This window comes from Fimbriimonadales bacterium (genome assembly GCA_035559795.1).
Classification (GTDB): Bacteria; Armatimonadota; Fimbriimonadia; order Fimbriimonadales; family ATM1; genus DATMAR01.
The window spans coordinates 210,247-226,873 of the sequence record DATMAR010000007.1 but is presented as its reverse complement, the minus strand read 5'-3'; the positions used below and the strand labels follow the sequence as shown (position 1 = coordinate 226,873).

The following is a 16,627-nucleotide window of genomic DNA, read 5'->3' as shown; positions in this document are numbered from 1 at the left end:
AAAGTTCGGGTTAGCGAAAATCCTCGCGTTTCCAAAGCATTGGGCAAAGACCCCAACTCGCCGCAAGGGGAATTTGATCTTGATAGTGAGCCGATGACGGGTCTTCGCTCACACCAGGGGGGGCTACGAAACGACCGCGTGGTGTTTCCCACAGTTCTATAATCTGAACATAAGTTGCACGTTCGTCATAGAGCAATTCGGGCAAATTCTCCCAGTGCACCCTCGGTGCGCGATATCTCCACGCGCTCACTTCTTCTCCTTTCGTTCGCTGAAGTGTTGCGAGCGCTTTATCGAAGGCGATTTGGATTACCTCCTCTCGTTTTCTGTCCCCCAAATAACGAATTTTCGTCTTGCTGTGCAATGCGTTCCAGACGAGAGTAGGTTGCAGAGCAATGCGAAAAATCTCCGGCGAAATCATCCCCCCCAGTTTCTCGCGAAAGAGTTCTGTTCGAAGCGCATCGAGCCATGCTTCATAAATCGTAGGAGCGATAGAACCCTCTCGAAAGTTGTAATCCCAAGACTCCAAAATCGCCATCGCATCTCGAAAAATTTCGTTTCCATCCCTCTTTTCTTGAAGGTTGTTCAATAAATCGGGCAAAAAATGTCGAGGTTCGCTTTTGTAGGTTGCGATCCTTTCCACTAATTCTTCCAGATCCGTGGAAGAAATTCTTTTTTTTGTGCGCAGATACTCCAGCAATAATTCATGGCGAAAGATGCGTCCCCACACAGGCGTGTCGAAATTGAGCCACCACTCTACGGGTTTATTGTTCCAGTTTGCGATGAAACCGGATTTGGGGTTGAGAACGTAAGGCATCTTCTCGGGGGGGAGGATTCCTTGCCAATCATGCTTTCCGTCCCCCGGAGTCGGGAATCGAGCGTCCACGTTCTTCGAACGCAGGGGAATGCGACCACAATAAAACCATGCGATATCCCCCCCGTTTGTCGCGACGAATAAATTGAAACTCGCATTGAATTTTTTGGCTAAATTTTTGAATTCCTCGAGTTTCTTCGCTTGCGCGACTTCATAAATACAGTCTATGATTTCCGTTTCTGATTTCCATAGTGTGGATTTTCGAACATACGCCACTCCGGTGCTGGGACTTTTAAGAATTACAGGACCGTAAATCGAAAGTTCGCGTATACCTGTAGTTTCTTCCCCCCCAAGAACGCGAATCGGGAAATGTTCCGCTTCGAATTTCACCCATTTCCCTCCGAGGTCGTATTCCGAGGAGTCTTTAGGGTTGAGCTTTACGAAAAAGATATCGTCCGTATCGGCGACACCACTCGTAACTCCCCATGCCGCATAAGGGGAATGCCCCACCAAAATTCCGGGGAGTCCGGGCAAATCCATCCCCACCGCTGTATATTCCGGGCACGATATGCTCATCTGGTGAATTACGCTCGGAACATGAAAACCCATTTGCGGACCATTCAAGAGTATCGGAATTCCGAGTGCGCTTTTACGGGCGGATACCACGACGGCGAAACTTCCCCATTGATGCGTCAACCCTAACCCAGCCGCCATTTCTATCATGTCCGCTTGCTCTGTTAAACGTATTCCAGGAAGCAGTTCTAAAAGATTCGCTTTCGGTAAAAGTTTTGCGTGCTCTTCGGTTGTTTTCTCATTCGGTATTTCGAACGGAGATTTTCCGCGAAACGGGTCGTCTTCACGAGTGCAAGTGGGAATCGAAGCAGTATCGTTTTGCCAAGCTAAGTCGTTTACTGCATCGAATACCTCATTACCCAAACGCTCCTTGAGGTAGGAAAAGAGAATTAAATTCCGGATCTCCCCTGCGCCCCCCCTTCCGAAAAGTCTTGTCAAATTTACTGCGATGGCGAGGGAATCCGTGGCTTTCCACGGGAGAGGTTTTCTACCTTGAAAACCTTTCGGAAGTTTTCCCGTTTTTTCCGCCTCTTCGATCCATGCGTTGACTCCTCGAGCATAGGAATCGAGCATGATTTTCGTTTTCGAACCGAGCCTTTCGTAAAACTCGAGATATTCCGAGTCTGTATATCCGAACCTTAATGCATCCTTGTCGCTATTGAGTGCTTTTCTTCCCAAGATCTCGCTCAGTGTTCCTCGCGCCAAACGGCGGCTGAGTTCCATTTGGAGCAATCTATCTTGCGCAACTGCATAACCCGCGTGGAAAAATGCCTGCTCTAAATTATTCGAAAAGACGTGGGGTATTCCATAGGAATCACGAATGATTTCGCCCTCGATACTGCGCTTCGAAGATATGCTCATAAAAAGGCTGACAGAAAGAAACAGGAACAACATTTTAAAAGATTTTAGCCTTATTTCGAGGCGCTATATCTTAGTTTAGGGTTAAGGCAATCGTGTTCTGCTGTTTTCTCCAAGCATTTTGCGAGAGACGACTCCGTAAAGAAAGAAAAATACGCCGGCGGCAATCGCGACGGTTATCAAAACCTTCCCGAGCCAAAACGCAACAGCGAGCACGAACGTAAGCACGGACCAAGCCGCCGCTCCGACTACGAGGGCGATGAAAAGCAAAAACGCAAGAACAAAGAAATGACGCATTCAGATACTCCTTTTATATGCTCCATATTATTTCGCTTTTTCTCCTCCTCGCGTTGCAATTAATGCCAGGGCATTCCTTCTCATTCTCCCTGCTCCCGCGCGCATAAGCGAAGTCCCTTTGAATTTGTCGAGAAACTCCGCATCCGAAATTCCGACGAGTTCTTCCGGTTCGATACTTATGATTTCTCTCTTTGGAATAAAATCCGTCTCTTTCGTGATTGTGGCGCGAAGAGGTTGGTGTTCTCGAGGTTGGTTGAAAGGGCAAACCTCTTGGCAGACGTCACACCCGAATATCCATCCATTCAAGAGGCGTTCTTCACCATGACGAAAGCCTCTGGGGTGTTCTATCGTGAGGTAACTGATGCATCTTTTAGAATCCAAGACGGCGACCTTTGAACCGTTTTCGAAAACTAATGCACCTGTAGGGCAGGCATCTATGCATTTGCGGCAACTCCCGCAACTTCCCTCTGTTGGGGCATCCGGCTCGAATTCCTTATCGAGGAGCAAAAGACCTATGAAAAACCAACTTCCACGCTTCGTGTTGATTAAACACGTGTTTTTCCCGAACCAACCGAGCCCGGCGAGCCATGCATAATCGCGTTCGAGAATCGGAGCGGAATCCACGCAAATTCTCGTCTGCAATCCCTCGTACTCCGCTTCTGCCCATCTCGCAACCTGTTTGAGTTTTTTTCTGATGACTTTATGGTAGTCCCTGCCGAGTGCATAGCGGGAGATTTTTGCATTCGTGTTTCGGGGCGGGTTTTGGTTGTAGTTGAGCCCAACTGCAAGAATGGATTTCGCTCCGGGCAGCAACGACTCTGGACTCGAACGCAAAACTTTAGAGCGTGCCATATAAGCCATTCCCGCATGGAATTTCCCCTGCAACCATGACAAATATGCCGAGTAATGAGGCGGTTCGCAAGCAGGACAAATCCCTGCAATATCGAATCCGGCTTCTAAGGCTGCTCGCTTAATTGCAGAGGAAGGAAGCATCGATTTCTTTCATTCTATACGCATCTTATCGCTATAGTGAGCAGCGATAGGGATTACAATTCCTAATCGTGAGTGAACATTTGATTGTTGGAGTGGATTTGGGTGGCACGAATGTGCGCGCGGCTCTAGTCGAGCCGGAGACTGGAAAAATCGTAGGAAAATCATTCCAAACATCGTCTCATGCCAAAGAAGGAGTAGAGGCGTGCGTGAATTCGATTGTTCAGGTGATTCGAGAAGCCATGACGCAAGAGGGGAAGATTAATGGAATAGGGATGGCGGTTCCCGGGCATATTCAGGGGAATATAGTTCGATGGGCTCCGAATTTTAGAATGCGAAAAGACGGTGATTTCGAGATATGGAAAAATGTGCCTTTGGGTGAGAAGATCGAAAAAGAATTCGGATTGCCGGTTGTTATGGGGAATGATGCGAACCTCGCTGCGTGGGGGGAATATTGTTTCGGTACGGGGGGGAAAAAAGCGAAAGGTTTTGCGATGTTCACTTTGGGCACGGGAATCGGTTTCGGGATGGTTTTGACGCCCGAGTGCGTTACAGGAGGTCTGTCCGGAGCGACGTTGCTCATCGGTGGAAATGCAGGTGGTGCGGAGGGGGGGCATATGGTTATCGTGAAAGACGGCGCTCCCCATCCCTCGGCGGTTGCTGGAACCGTAGAGGCTTATTGCGGTGTGCATGCGATAATCCAGCGCGCGCAAAAGAAATGGGAATCGCCGAAAGCGTCTATTTTGCGAGAAATTTCTAAAAACAATCCTGAAAACATAAATCCCAAGCTGCTTCACGAGGCGGCAGAAAAAGGAGACGAGGCGTCACGAGAAGTTTGGCGCGAAACCGGTGAGTATTTGGGGGTAGGAATCGCAAACGTGATTAATCTTTTTGCGCCAGAAATCGTTGCATTGGGGGGGCAGATCGCGAAAGTGGCTGATTGGATTTTGCAACCGGCGAGGGAATCGGCGCGAAAATATTCTATCCCCACTTTATTCGCAGATACCAAAATCGTTCAGGCGGAAAGAATAGACGATGCAGGGATATTAGGCGCTGCAGCATTCGCGGCGACGATCCTCGAAAGGAGAGGAGAATGAAATACAAGCGAGAAGATCGAACAATATCGGGGGGGCGAAAACTTTACCTCTACACTTTCGAAGAATCCGCAAAAGATTGGGAGAAAAAGCAAACCTATTTTTGGTCTGCCGTTGCAGACACCTGGCGCAATCGACACGAAATCATCGAACGAAGATTCGAACCGGTAACGAAATGCATGCTCGAAGAATTAGGGAAGGGGATAGGGAGACTCTTGGATTTGGGATGCGGCGCGTGCACGATCCCTTATCCCGAGTCTTGGGAGGTTTACGGCGTAGATTTATCCCACGCGATGGTGAAAGGTCGCCCGAAAATGGTCGTCGGCTCTTTGCTCGCGTTACCTTTTCGAAACGAAGTTTTCGAAAGGGCTTTCTCGCGGTTGGCGATGATGCTGGTCGCGAGCCCCATCGTTGCATTTCGTGAAGTTTTCAGAGTTTTGAAAAAAGATGGACGTTTTGTCTTTTCTGTGTGGGGGGCACGAGAAGAGAACTTGACCCAGGTCACGATTTCGCGAATCCTATTTCCGCGAGCGGGCTTGCGGATGCCCTCCCCTTTCGACCCGGGTCCGTTTCGTTTATCGGATCCCGAGGAGGTTCGAGCTTTGCTTCAAAAGGTGGGTTTTTGCGATTGGAAAAGTCAGTCTATCGAGATGCGTTATTTGGCGGAACTTTCGGCTCGAGAAGCGGTGGAAGCCATCATCGAGATGGGTGGACCCTTTAGGACTGCATTGGAGCGGATCGAGCCTTCGGAAAGAACAAAAGTCTTAGAGGAAATAGAACGGGAGGTCGAGAAGATTGACCGCACAGGGAAAATCATTGTTTGGTCAGCGAAAAAACCGTAAGTTCATGGCTATCCGTGGGACTTTTTCAAAATTTCGTAAAAAAAAGATTTGGGATTTCGGAAAACTTGCGTTATAGTGTAATCGTGTTGGCACTCCTATAAGTCCAGCCCAAGGGGCTGGGCGAGGAGAGGAGAATCGGGGGTCCGCGAGACCCCCTATTTCTTTTGCCTACGGCTTATCAATTCAGGTCAGATTGCCACCGATTGCCAGGGTTGCCCGGGGAAAAGGTGTTTAGAGTCTTTTTTTGTTTCGTTTTCGAAATTCTTCCTCTTCTGCCGCTTCCAGTTCTGCGAGAGATTTGCGAGACACGGTATCCGGGATGGTTTCGTCATCGTAGACGATATCGTGGCGGACGGACGTGCCGTCGTAATCTTCTGGCTCCTTCCCTTGTTTCATTTTGACTTTCGGAGCAGTTTTCGGTCCTCGCTCGAGGTCTTTTGCACTGACGAGGACGACGAAGTTCGCATGAAATTTCTTTTCCTCTTCGCTTAGTTTGCTCCGTTGCTCTTCGCTCAGGCTGTCGAGAAATTTCGCCTGCATGCGACGAACCGCTTCAGCATGAACCTCTTGCAAGAGAGGTGGAAACGCACCAGGGTCTATTTGCACTGCGATTTCATCGTCGCTGTATACGTTTTGCACCGTTCCTGTCAGCCCAGCGAGGTGAGCGAAGTAGGCAGATGAGTCTCTGTCCTCTTTCGTTACTTGTCGTTTGACGATTTTGACTCTATCGCCGGGTTTTACTTTCAATTTCGGCATTAGAAGAATTTTACCAGAACGTTTTCTTTTGGTTGCTTTTTTCTTTAGCTGCCGATACGGTTGAAGAAGACTTCGAGCGGCTCGCCTTCTTTTGCGCGCGTAATGCCAAAGCGCTTGAATTTTTCAACTAATGTTTTTATCAAAGGAGTTCGCCTCGAGTCACCAGAAGGCAGTCGCATGAGTTTTACGTAATCCATCCAAAGTCGAGCCTTTTCCACCTGCTTTTTAGCAATCGGGTCGTTCGCTACGACTTGCTCCGCTTTCGATAAAATTTTGTCGCTCGAGGAAAGAGTTTCATCGGTTAGATAATCCGCGTTGGGGGAATCGTAAATAAAAGCATGTTTCCCATTGCGGACTTCCTCGTGAATCAAATCGAGCCACTGTTTCATATAAGGCGCAGCATCATGATAAACGCCCCTCAAGTAGTCATCGATAATCGGTTTCACGGGGCGAAGAGGATTCCACATAAGTTTGGCACAGAGATATGCTTTTAGTTCAGCGAGTGCCCCCCCTGGTGACTCGTAACTTCCTTGGTAGAAAACTCCAACAACGCCATGCTTTTTATACAAAGGCAGGCTCGTCGCGATCTCGTCCAGGCTCGGCAAAGGCTGCAAATAGTTCGCGAAATTCGTACTGTAATGCCAAATGTAAAGTTTGTTGGTGATTTTCGCCCATTCTTTGAGATTCGCATACATTCGTTTGTTCTTCTCGCAATTGTCTATTCGGTGAGCGAAGCAGTTCCCGATAGGAGCCAAACGCACGCGCACGTTCGCTCGCGGTTTCGTTTTTTTAGGGGGGGCTTCACTCCATTGATAGGCGAGGGTATCTATGAGCACATGAGGATACTCCTTTTCGATTTCTTTTGCGATGGCATTTACGAAGCGCAGCAGCGTGCCCGATGGAGAACCTTCTTCTTGTTCCACCGCCTTACATTTCTCGCATTGGCAATTGTAATACGTATCGTTTTGGGAAACCGAGAATATCGTCGCTCGAGGATTTTCTTGAATCCACTGCTTTACTTTCGAAATGGCGATTCGCAAAACGTCCGGATTGGTAAGGCAAAGTTGAAAATATCCTTTCATTCGCTTTCCGTCTATTTGCGAAAAGTATTCTGGATGCTCATCGAAGTATAGTTCGGGGGGGACGAGTTCTTGAAATGTGTGAACGAAGCGACCGTAAACGATATGCCCTCCTACAGATTCGTCTAATCGCTGAGTATTTCCATTCGTGCGGTTGCGAACAGCCCAGTCCTTATCGAATGCCTCGAAGAAAAAAGGCTCGCGATATTCGAATGCTGGTTTTTCTCGGATATTCAGGGGGGGGACGATGATGGTTTTGTGCTTGGGTACGTATGTGATTTCAGGTGTGTACCAACGGCAACCGAGAACGTCTTCGAGAAAGGCATAGCAACCGTAAAGAGCGCCTCGCCGAGAATCGCCGATGATTTCGATTTTGGGGATTTCGTTTTTTTCTTTGGGAATGGATGTAACGATTCTGAATTCTTCGGATTGGAGGTTCCCGTCTTCCGCGATAATAATCGCTCCGTTTGCCGATGGTGTGATGCTTTCTGATAATGGAATTCTCGCTCCTGACATTTCTGCGATGTGCTTTTGGATTTCTTTCGCACCGTGTTTCATGGGTTCGGAGGCCTCAGGGGATGCGACGATTACCCAATCGCTTTTTCCCTCTTTTACGAGGGTAATGTTTTGTGCGGGCAGAGGTGTAGTAGCGAGAAGAAGAAGAATTATGAGGGTCGTAGAGAAGTTCAGCATGGGTTTGTTATGATACCCACTCCGGTTGAAAGATACATTGTGATAGATGCAAGCGGGGGGGTTATTTTGACTTGAGTCTCAGATAAAAGTTTGGTGCGAAAAATATGAATAACCTCACTTTCTTAAAAGTTCCCCCTATCGCTTCGTATGAAGGGGAGACCGTAGAGGCTGGAATTGTAGGAGCGCCGTGAGGTGCGATTAATAATAAAGGAAAAGCCTCAACAGCAAGAGCTGTTGAGGCATAAAAAATATGAATAACCTCACACCATAAAAGTATCCTTGCTGTCTGCTCAAAGGGAGCAGAATATGAATTTGTTACACATATTTGTGGTTGCGCCGTAAGGCGTGATTTTCTGCTCCTTTTAATATAGATGAATATAGATGAAGGAAAAACCTCAACAGCAGGAGCTGTTGAGGCATAAAAAGGTTTTTATTCGAGCCCTTCTTGAAGGTTTTGCGTTTCGCTTCGCAGAGCAGATTTGATGATAGTTGAAGGTTGCATTATCGTTTCAACTTTCTAAACTTGTGTTTCCCGACTCTCAACACTTTTCCAATAACCTCTTCCAGAGGGAGCGATACCATTGGGTCGGTTAGCCTCACATCTCCGAGAGACACTCCTCCTTGCTGAATAAGTCTTCTTGCTTCCGAGTTCGACGATGTAAGCCCGAGTGCAGTTATTAAAGAAACTATAGCTACTCGCCCATCTCGGATACAGGATTCGGGAATTGTCGCTTCGGGAACGTCCTCGGGGGTCTCACGTTGGCTGAAAGTTTTCAGGAAGTACTCGTCTGCTTCTTTGGCCTTCGCTTCACCCCAATAAATCTTCACCAACTCTCTTGCCAGCCTGCGTTTAGCATCGCGAGGGTTCAGTTCACCCTTTGCCATCTGTTTGACCATTTGCGAAACCTCTTCCAACGGGACATCTGTACATAACGTAAACCACGACTCGATGAGATGATCGGGGATGGACATCGTTTTGCCGTAGATTTGATTCGGTTCTTCCGTGATGCCGATGTAGTTTCCGAGAGATTGGGACATTTTCTCTTTTCCGTCTAATCCGATTAAAAGTGGCATGAGCATCACGACTTGCGGTTCTTGACCGTATTGCTCTTGTAAATTTCGTCCGACGAGAATATTGAATTTTTGGTCCGTCCCCCCCAATTCGATGTCGGCTTCGATCGCTACGGAATCGTAACCTTGGCAAAGGGGATAAAGAATTTCGTGCATTCCGATAGGGAGGTTTTTCGCAAGGCGTTGTTCGAAATCGTCTCTTTCTAAAATTCGCGCTACGGTGATCTTGCTCGCCAATTGAATGACGTCGGCGAACTTCATCGGACCCAGCCAATCGGAATTGTAATAGATTTTTGTTCTTTCAGGGTCGAGGATTTTAAAAAGTTGCGGTTCGATAGCACGGACGTTGGCTTCGACTTCTTGACGAGATAATTGTGGGCGAGTTTTCGAGCGCCCACTCGGGTCGCCGATCATTGCGGTGAAGTCTCCGATAATCAGACACGCGAGATGACCCAAGTTTTGGAATTGTCGAAGTTTTCGCAGGACAACAGCCCAGCCAAGGGTAACGTGAGGAACGGTCGGGTCAACCCCTAATTTCACACGAAGCGGCTTACCTGTCGCCTCGTGTTTTTTTAATTTCGCTTCTAAATCTTCTACGCTGATAATTTCGGCACAGCCACGAGACAGATACTGTAGTTGTTCTTGGATGTTCATCGATTGCTTACACGGAAAAGGATACCGGTCTCGGTAGACTTTATGCGTTGTTGCGACTCTACGATTGGTTCATTGCATTTGTCCGTGCGTTCATGCGCTTTTTGGTCTTTCCTCTTTTTGGAGGGGTGAGGGCATATCACCTCGAAAGGGTGCCGAGGAAAGGAGCGCTTCTCGTGGTAGCGAATCATGTCAGTCATGCTGATCCTCCTATCATCGGCTCGATGCTTCCACGAAGATTGCGGTATATGGCACAGGCTGATTTGTTCAAGGTTTTTGGCTTTAATTGGTTAATAAAACTGTTGGGTGCTTTCGAGGTGAAAAGGGGTGAACCGGATGTGGCGGCGATTCGGAAGGCTTTGGGATTTTTAGCGAAGGGAGAGGCATTGCTCATTTTTCCCGAGGGTAGACGAGGGGATGGAAAGAGACTTTTGCCCGCCCAAAAGGGGGTCGTGCTATTGGTAATGAAAAGCGATCCGTTGGTTCTTCCGGTCGGAATTTGCGGGACTGCGAAACTTTTGCCAAGGGGGGCAAAGTTTCCAAAACGGCATAAGGTGAAAGTAATCGTGGGAAAACCGTTCAGATTTTCGGAACTCACGGAGCGATTCGGGGAGAAGCGGGCAAAAGAGATTTTCGGAGATTTTATTATGGAAAGAATACACGAATTGTTAATCGAGGGGGGGGAGAATATCGAGCCTGCACCGAAGACGAGCGCGATAGCCGATGTTTAGAGTTTCGAGGAGAAAAATTTTTGCGGTGGAGCGCCGTAAGGCGCGACTTTTAAAATTATAGGAGCATCTCATAGGAATGCCCTAAGGCGCGTTTATTTCAGCTCTTTTGCATCCCATTCCCATCCCGAGAGGGGATTACATTCAAGCGGGTCTCGGAAATGCGAAGGAAAATTTTCAAAGGTGTTTTACGAATTGAAAGCCGAATAAAGGATCTCCATCTCGAAACGCAATGCGAAAAGCGGTGTTTCGAAATGCGGTGATGTCGAAGCCAGCAGTCATGATTTTCGTGTCGTATTCTCCAAAAAACGTGATTCCTTTATACATGGGTAAAGAGGTGCTGATGAAAATTCCGTCTTTCAATCTTCCCGTGCCGATTCCTATCGTGAATGACGAACTTTCTGTATCTGCCCAATCGGAATAGACCAATGATTGCCAGGTGAGCGCAGCGAATAAAGAACGCTCGCTTTCCGTTTCATTGAAGACATCCAAAATCCCCACCGCGACTCCGGGAAAATAATCGGGGATGGGTTGACTAACGCTGTAAAGGAAATTTGCAGAAACCGAAGGTCTTTTTCCAGGAAATTCTTCTCGCGTTACTTGCAATTCCATAAAAGGTAGGACTCCCATTTGTACGAACGAGAGGGATTTCTCGGTTTCTTCTCCGAAAACCAGAGCCTCCAGGCGCAACTCCCCGAGACGTAGCGTGTATGCGGTGGGGAGTAGGAAGATACGGTCAGCGAACGAAGGCGAGCCGATAAACACTAACAAAAAAAATGATAAATAGGCTTTCCGAACAAAACTGTTCAACATGCTCATTGTATATTTGAACTATACCGGAAGTCAAATTACTTTTGTTTCGGTTGCAATTTCGAGCGGAAAATCCCGTGTGATGATTTCACTCGATTTCACTAAGCGGCTCAGAAGTTTTTGCCAGCGATTGACGGTTTTATGTGCTTTTGTTAGATCGGGAACGGCGAGAATGAGCCTTTTTCTCGCCCGAGTCATCGCTACATAAAGCAGGCGTATTTCTTCTTCGAATTCCGCTTTGTTCCTCAGATCGAATGCCACGCGATAGGCGAGAGGGAAGTAGCCATCGAAAGCAGGAATGGGCACGGGAAATTTCTTATTTATGATTAAATCGGAATCTTTAGTAGAGGGAGTCGAGGCAAAAGCATACACAATCACGACATCCCACTCGAGCCCTTTCGCTTTATGAATGCTCAATAGTTTAACAGCGTCTGCGTCTTCCGAAAAAGTAGGTGCGTCGCTCCATGGAGTTTTGATTTGCTGTCTTGTTTCTATCCATCGAGAGAATTGCAAAGCGTCCATATCGGGCTGTTCGCCCGCAATTTTCAAAAGTTGGCGAGCGTTGGCAATCAGAATGGGGAAATTCCCCCCCCGAGTTCTTGCGAGTCTCGCATCCAAATTCGTCGCGGTGAAAACATCTGCGAGGATTTGCCAAGCAGGCAGTCTATCGGCAACGGCGGATAGAGAATCGAACCATCCCAAGAATTCTCGAATCATTTCGCATTCTATTTCTGGGAAGTCGAAAGGAGTTTCGTGAAGCAATTCCCAAACGCTCTTTTTAGTCGCCTTCGCCTCTAAACCGAGCAAGACGATGCTATCCAGACTCAAACCGACTAAAGGGGAACGCAAAACGGATAACATCGCCACATCATCCGTCGGAATTGCCAGGGCTTTCAAGACAGATGCTAAATCGTAGATTTCCATCCGAAGAAAATAATTACGCCCGGAATCTAAGACCGCGAAAGGAAGTTTCGCGCGACTCATCCCCGAAGCGATTTTTTCGACATCAGCACGATTCCGAGCCAATACCGCAATTTGCTTTTTCTCGATACCCTCGGAAAGCAGTTGCAAAATTCCTTGCGTAATCACATCGGGCTTTTGGTGAGGAATTCTCCAGATTTCTACGGGGGGGTTGTCATTCGATGATTCGGTAACGAACGGGTCATCGGATTCCGAAATTACGCTTTCGGTTTTCGGTGATGGCAGCATTTCGATGAATTCGCCATTCGGTTCCCATATCGGGGCGAAAACCGACGTGACCGTTCGAATAATTTTTTGATGAGAACGCCAATTCGTGTTCAGTTTTCGGAGGTTTGCATCTTTTGCCCACTGCTTGAAAAGTTCTCGCTCTGCTCCTCGAAAACCGTAAATCGCTTGCTGAGGGTCACCCACGAAAAGAATCGTTTTTGCTGGGGTTTGTTCGAGGATACCATGTTGTAAAGGGTTCAGGTCTTGCGCCTCATCTACCATTACATGGTCGTATTTGTCTCGTAGAACCTCGGGAGATTTTTCTAATAAGTTTCTTGCGCGATATTCCAGTTCCGAGAAATCGAGTGCACGCTGTTTTTTTAATTCATCGAGATATTCCTCCCAGCAGGCGACACTCAATTCCAGTAATCCGAAAGAGAGTTTGGCTGTCTCTTCTTCTTTTGAAATATCTACTGGTTGAGTTAACGATTGTGGGACGTTTCGTTTATTCAATCGAAGTGTCGTTTGGAATGTCTCTTGAAACTCGCACCATGGGGCATCCAACCATTGTTTTCGCAGTTCCGGATGCATTTCTTCGGGTATATGATTCTCGAGCCAATGCGCGCACATTGCTTTCCAAACGCTCGTCGTATCTTCGTGCCGCTGGAGATTTTCTAATAAGTATTCCAATTTGACTCCAGCGGTGCGCATTGCTTGCACTATGTCTCCGATATGTTCGACCAATTTCCCCATATTGCTTTCGTCGTATTTTCTGCTTTTCTTTCCGGAGTATTTCTGCAATACCAATTCGATTTCCGGACTTTTGTTGCGATAACGATGCAAGGTGCGTTGAGCGCAAGAAATGAGTAGGTCTTCCGCGCGACCTTCCGTCAAAACATTAAAGCCAGGGTCTAATCCAGCTTCGAAAGGATATTCACGCAAAAGTCTTTCGCAATAACTATGTACCGTCGAAATAGGACCGACTTGCGCCAATTGCGCTTCGTGATGTCGCCCTTTCTGGCGCAATGCTTGGACGATGCGCATTTTCATTTCCGCGGCTGCTTTGCGCGTGTAGGTAATTGCCAAAATGCGCTCTGGTGATGATGTCCCTTCTTCGATAGTTTTGATGTAGCGCTCGATGAGAACGGTCGTTTTCCCTGCGCCAGCACACGCGATAATCGCAACTTTCTTCCCGCTTTCCCCTATCGCGATGATTTGTTCTTGTATCAAATCCATTCTTGGTTATTTTCCGAATAGACTTCGTGAGTTCTCGTATTTGTTGCGCGGCGGCATAGCGATGCGAATCCACAATGCTCGCAATGGTAACCGGGTTTCGGTTGAAGTTCACTAGAGATCGCGAGATTTAGAAGTTCTATCAATTCCTTCGCCGCGCTTTTACGGAGGTTTATTAAAGGATGAGGACTATCTTTGAATGTCAACCCCGCTTTTTTATTATGTGGCCACTGGCAAGCACCATGAGTGACAGAACGCCCCACCGCAACACGCTCCTCTTTGATAGGGTCTTCGACGATAGAAACATATTTTTCGGAATCGTCTTTGTTCTTTAAAGAAAAGAGGATTCCGCTTTCTAAAAGTGTTGCACTCAGCTCGTCGCCCGAACCTTCGAGACCGATATCGAAATCCACGAAACCGTATCGAAGGGCAACCCATGCTTTGTCTTCCGTTCGATAAATCAAATCCAATTGTTCGGTTATTTCTACTTTTTTTCCGTTGTGATTGATTGTGTTTCGAAGACCTGCTTCGGAAAGGGAGACGTTTTGTTGATAGGGGCGGAGTTGCCATAATTCTCGTGTCGAGAATTCTCTTTTTGCGAACGAATCTAAAATTCTTTCTGCAGATATTTCGAACAAATCCAATTCCTCTCGAGAAATTTCGCCTTGAAGTTCATCGAGTTTCTTCCGCAACCCTTCTCGAAGTCGCTCCTTTAATTCCCCCTGACTTCGAACTGTCAACATATCCGTATTTCGCAAAATGGACCGGATGTGTTCCCACATCGTGAAATATCGCTTTTTGCGCAAATCCATAATCGCCATCGTGAGGTATTGAAACGGACAGCGTTTTAAATAGCGAAGATGGGAAAATCGCAGAGGCTGAGGGAGTCGGGATAGTTTTCGAAGCACCTCCTCGTTGCTTATTTTGTCGATCTCCGAATTTTCGACTGCTACTTCGATTCGGGATAAAAGTTTTTTCGTATCGTCGTCCAATTTTTCTATGAATTCGAGATGCGTTTGCTCGTCGATGCTATCCGCATGCCATGCCAAACCCGGCAAAACGTCAATCGGATGCGTAGTCGAAGCGGGAACAGGAAAACGTTGTTGATACGGCATTTGCATTTCTTGGATAGGGGCTACGAGTTTCAAATCGTTCAAAAACGAAGATACTACCTCGGCTTGCCCCCCCCTTTCTCGAGACCATGAAACGAGCAACGAGTTTGCAGAACAAAGAAGGCGATGAAACTCTCTTCGTTCCTCTTGCGCTATTTCGAAACTGACCGGCAATCGGTAGGCAGGGTTGAGTTCATTGATTCGTCTGCGTTCTTCGTCCAATAACAAGGGGTCTTCCGTTCTACGGCTGGGCAACGCTCCTTCCACTAATCCGACAACGATCAAATGCTCTGCATTTCCTATTTCATACGCATTGTTCACCACCTTTAAATCCCCCTTTTGTCGCTCGAAATATTCTTCGCTTCTCCAAACGCTCTCTGCGTGATGGACGAAATCTTCGAAAGTATAACGACGATTTATGTCGCATTGTAAAAAACTCAATTCGAGGGAACGCATCATTGCGACTTGTGCGGCAGTATCGCGCTCAGCGGTGCGTGAGGAATTTCCGACGCTTTCATCGAGCCATGGCATTTGCGAAATAAGTTGGTTCAACGCTCTCAGCCATTCCGACAGCGTTCTCGGTTGGAAAATTGCATTCTCTCTCCATGCAGTCAAGCGTGCGAAATATGCCGGAATCGTGCCTTCTTGCGCTAAATTCGCAAGTTCCTCCCAAGGATTTTCTTTGCGCTCGCAAGAGCGTATAGAAACGGAGATGGCTTCTCGTTCAGAGGGGGGGATTCTCGAATAGGAGTTTCCTGCAAGTGACGAAATCATATCCACAGAGGGATGAATTAGCGCTTTTAATGCATGCAAACAAAATCGCGCAAAAGAATTCGAAAGCAGAGGAGTTCGGCGATGGAAATCGAGTCGAATTCCGAAGCGCGTGCTTGCAGCGTAAAGAAGCGGTGCATATTTGTCGGGTTGCGTGCAGTAGAGCGTCGTATTATCGAGGCGGAAAGGCAAAGAAAGTGATTCACGAAGCGCCCATTCGCATTCGAGAACATCGTCGGCGCAATCGAAGATTTTAATGGGAATTTCGCGCGCTTTAGAGTGCAAAAATCCGAAGCAGCATGCTGCTTGTGTGAAATCTTGTTGAAGAACTTCCGACTGCGCGGAGATGAAACTCGATTCGAGTGGTACGTGTGCGCAATAAAAATTCGGTTCCGTCGGATGACGTTCTAAAAGCATCGCGATGTCGATGCCTGCTTTTTGCATCCATCGCAACCATTCGATATGCAAAGGCACCCATGTGCTCTCTCCTGTCCAGAAAATCTTTTTTAGCTCCCTCGGACGGCAGGGAGGTTTTTCGATGATTTTTTCGATTCTCTGAGTGAGGGTGGTCATTCTATTACGCGTCAGAACTTCCTCGAAGACTCGTATAAGATAAGCGATGTCACGTGCTCTCCCCCCCATGTTTTCCAATACCTCGATAGGGATTCGATGGCGTCGAATTTCACGCATCGTTTTCGAAAGCGCTTCATGAAATCCTGGCAAATCGGCTGCTGAATATAAAGAACTTTCTGGCGGAAGTTCTTGAGAAGCCAATGCTGCAAACACTTTTTGATGGTCGGCACTTGCGAGAGGGTACGTTGGCAAATCAGTTAAATTCGCAAACATACGAGTTAGCTCGCTTAATGGAAGAACTTCGATAGAACCTTCTTCGAGACGACGAATACCGATTGGATGAGCAAGCGCTAAATCCCGAGCCTGAGCGAGAACTGCGTCATTCGTCGAAGTAAAAATCGAACCCGGCGAATTCAGAAACTCCTCCACAAACGCCTTAAGGGAAGAGTAACCCGGAAGTCCGAAGACGAGCCTAACTTTTCCGAGTCTCGCCATAA

General features: G+C 47.4%; 12 protein-coding genes. 3 read left to right on the top strand and 9 right to left on the bottom strand.

Translation table 11 applies throughout. The annotated features are described in order from the left end of the window. Positions 1–10 precede the first annotated feature (10 nt). From VNK96_05365 to queG, 3 genes are read right to left on the bottom strand one after another with little or no spacing between them, the layout of a single operon-like run. Positions 11–2,278 carry a penicillin acylase family protein gene (locus VNK96_05365; GenBank protein HWP31136.1) on the bottom strand — a complete coding sequence of 756 codons (2,268 nt, stop codon included), beginning with the start codon at positions 2,276–2,278 and terminating at the stop codon, positions 11–13. Positions 2,279–2,326: 48 nt separating this feature from the next. After that, complete coding sequence (locus tag VNK96_05360) at positions 2,327–2,539, bottom strand: hypothetical protein (protein HWP31135.1); 213 nt, start codon at positions 2,537–2,539, stop codon at positions 2,327–2,329. A 27-nt stretch (positions 2,540–2,566) separates the two neighbouring features. Then, positions 2,567–3,532 carry a tRNA epoxyqueuosine(34) reductase QueG gene (queG, locus tag VNK96_05355; protein HWP31134.1) on the bottom strand — a complete coding sequence of 322 codons (966 nt, stop codon included), beginning with the start codon at positions 3,530–3,532 and terminating at the stop codon, positions 2,567–2,569. Between the two features lie 68 nt (positions 3,533–3,600). Between queG and VNK96_05350 the strand changes: the two genes are divergently transcribed. Continuing rightward, positions 3,601–4,626, top strand: coding sequence for an ROK family protein (locus VNK96_05350; GenBank protein ID HWP31133.1), 1,026 nt, complete (start codon positions 3,601–3,603; stop codon positions 4,624–4,626). Next, positions 4,623–5,465, top strand: a complete 843-nt coding sequence (locus VNK96_05345) for a class I SAM-dependent methyltransferase (GenBank protein HWP31132.1) — start codon at positions 4,623–4,625, stop codon at positions 5,463–5,465. The genes VNK96_05350 and VNK96_05345 overlap by 4 nt, the downstream gene beginning before the upstream one ends. Before the next feature lie 231 nt (positions 5,466–5,696). Here the strand turns inward: VNK96_05345 and VNK96_05340 are convergent, their stop codons facing one another. The 3 genes from VNK96_05340 to tyrS all read right to left on the bottom strand — a co-directional run bounded on the left by VNK96_05340 (position 5,697) and on the right by tyrS (position 9,718). After that, positions 5,697–6,221, bottom strand: coding sequence for a hypothetical protein (locus VNK96_05340; GenBank protein ID HWP31131.1), 525 nt, complete (start codon positions 6,219–6,221; stop codon positions 5,697–5,699). 44 nt (positions 6,222–6,265) lie between these two features. Further along, the gene (locus tag VNK96_05335; protein HWP31130.1) at positions 6,266–7,993 is read right to left on the bottom strand and encodes a DUF4838 domain-containing protein; all 1,728 of its coding nucleotides are present in this window, start codon (positions 7,991–7,993) and stop codon (positions 6,266–6,268) included. A gap of 501 nt (positions 7,994–8,494) precedes the next feature. Then, a complete protein-coding gene (gene tyrS, locus VNK96_05330) occupies positions 8,495–9,718 on the bottom strand; it encodes a tyrosine--tRNA ligase (protein ID HWP31129.1) in 1,224 nt (407 codons plus the stop codon). Positions 9,719–9,765: 47 nt separating this feature from the next. Between tyrS and VNK96_05325 the strand changes: the two genes are divergently transcribed. After that, positions 9,766–10,446 carry a lysophospholipid acyltransferase family protein gene (locus VNK96_05325; protein ID HWP31128.1) on the top strand — a complete coding sequence of 227 codons (681 nt, stop codon included), beginning with the start codon at positions 9,766–9,768 and terminating at the stop codon, positions 10,444–10,446. 174 nt (positions 10,447–10,620) lie between these two features. On the opposite strand, the gene VNK96_05320 is transcribed toward VNK96_05325, so the two are convergent. Genes VNK96_05320 through VNK96_05310 form a run of 3 tightly spaced genes read right to left on the bottom strand, consistent with a single transcriptional unit; the run spans position 10,621 to position 16,625 of the window. Then, on the bottom strand, positions 10,621–11,256 hold the full coding sequence (locus VNK96_05320; GenBank protein HWP31127.1) for a hypothetical protein: 636 nt from the start codon (positions 11,254–11,256) through the stop codon (positions 10,621–10,623). Between the two features lie 30 nt (positions 11,257–11,286). Next, positions 11,287–13,677, bottom strand: a complete 2,391-nt coding sequence (locus VNK96_05315; GenBank protein ID HWP31126.1) for a UvrD-helicase domain-containing protein — start codon at positions 13,675–13,677, stop codon at positions 11,287–11,289. Continuing rightward, positions 13,668–16,625: a hypothetical protein gene (locus VNK96_05310; GenBank protein ID HWP31125.1), complete on the bottom strand. Its 2,958-nt coding sequence runs from the start codon at positions 16,623–16,625 to the stop codon at positions 13,668–13,670. Before VNK96_05310 ends, VNK96_05315 begins: the two co-directional genes overlap by 10 nt. Positions 16,626–16,627: the final 2 nt, after the last annotated feature.

What these genes read in the sequence shown, in the direction of transcription:
- VNK96_05365 (HWP31136.1), bottom strand. Translation starts at nt 2,278, where the DNA reads ATGTTGTTCCTGTTTCTTTCTGTCAGCCTTTTTATGAGCATATCTTCG.
- VNK96_05360 (HWP31135.1), bottom strand. Translation starts at nt 2,539, where the DNA reads ATGCGTCATTTCTTTGTTCTTGCGTTTTTGCTTTTCATCGCCCTCGTA.
- queG (HWP31134.1), bottom strand. Translation starts at nt 3,532, where the DNA reads ATGCTTCCTTCCTCTGCAATTAAGCGAGCAGCCTTAGAAGCCGGATTC.
- VNK96_05345 (HWP31132.1), top strand. Translation starts at nt 4,623, where the DNA reads ATGAAATACAAGCGAGAAGATCGAACAATATCGGGGGGGCGAAAACTT.
- VNK96_05340 (HWP31131.1), bottom strand. Translation starts at nt 6,221, where the DNA reads ATGCCGAAATTGAAAGTAAAACCCGGCGATAGAGTCAAAATCGTCAAA.
- VNK96_05335 (HWP31130.1), bottom strand. Translation starts at nt 7,993, where the DNA reads ATGCTGAACTTCTCTACGACCCTCATAATTCTTCTTCTTCTCGCTACT.
- tyrS (HWP31129.1), bottom strand. Translation starts at nt 9,718, where the DNA reads ATGAACATCCAAGAACAACTACAGTATCTGTCTCGTGGCTGTGCCGAA.
- VNK96_05320 (HWP31127.1), bottom strand. Translation starts at nt 11,256, where the DNA reads ATGTTGAACAGTTTTGTTCGGAAAGCCTATTTATCATTTTTTTTGTTA.
- VNK96_05315 (HWP31126.1), bottom strand. Translation starts at nt 13,677, where the DNA reads ATGGATTTGATACAAGAACAAATCATCGCGATAGGGGAAAGCGGGAAG.
- VNK96_05310 (HWP31125.1), bottom strand. Translation starts at nt 16,625, where the DNA reads ATGGCGAGACTCGGAAAAGTTAGGCTCGTCTTCGGACTTCCGGGTTAC.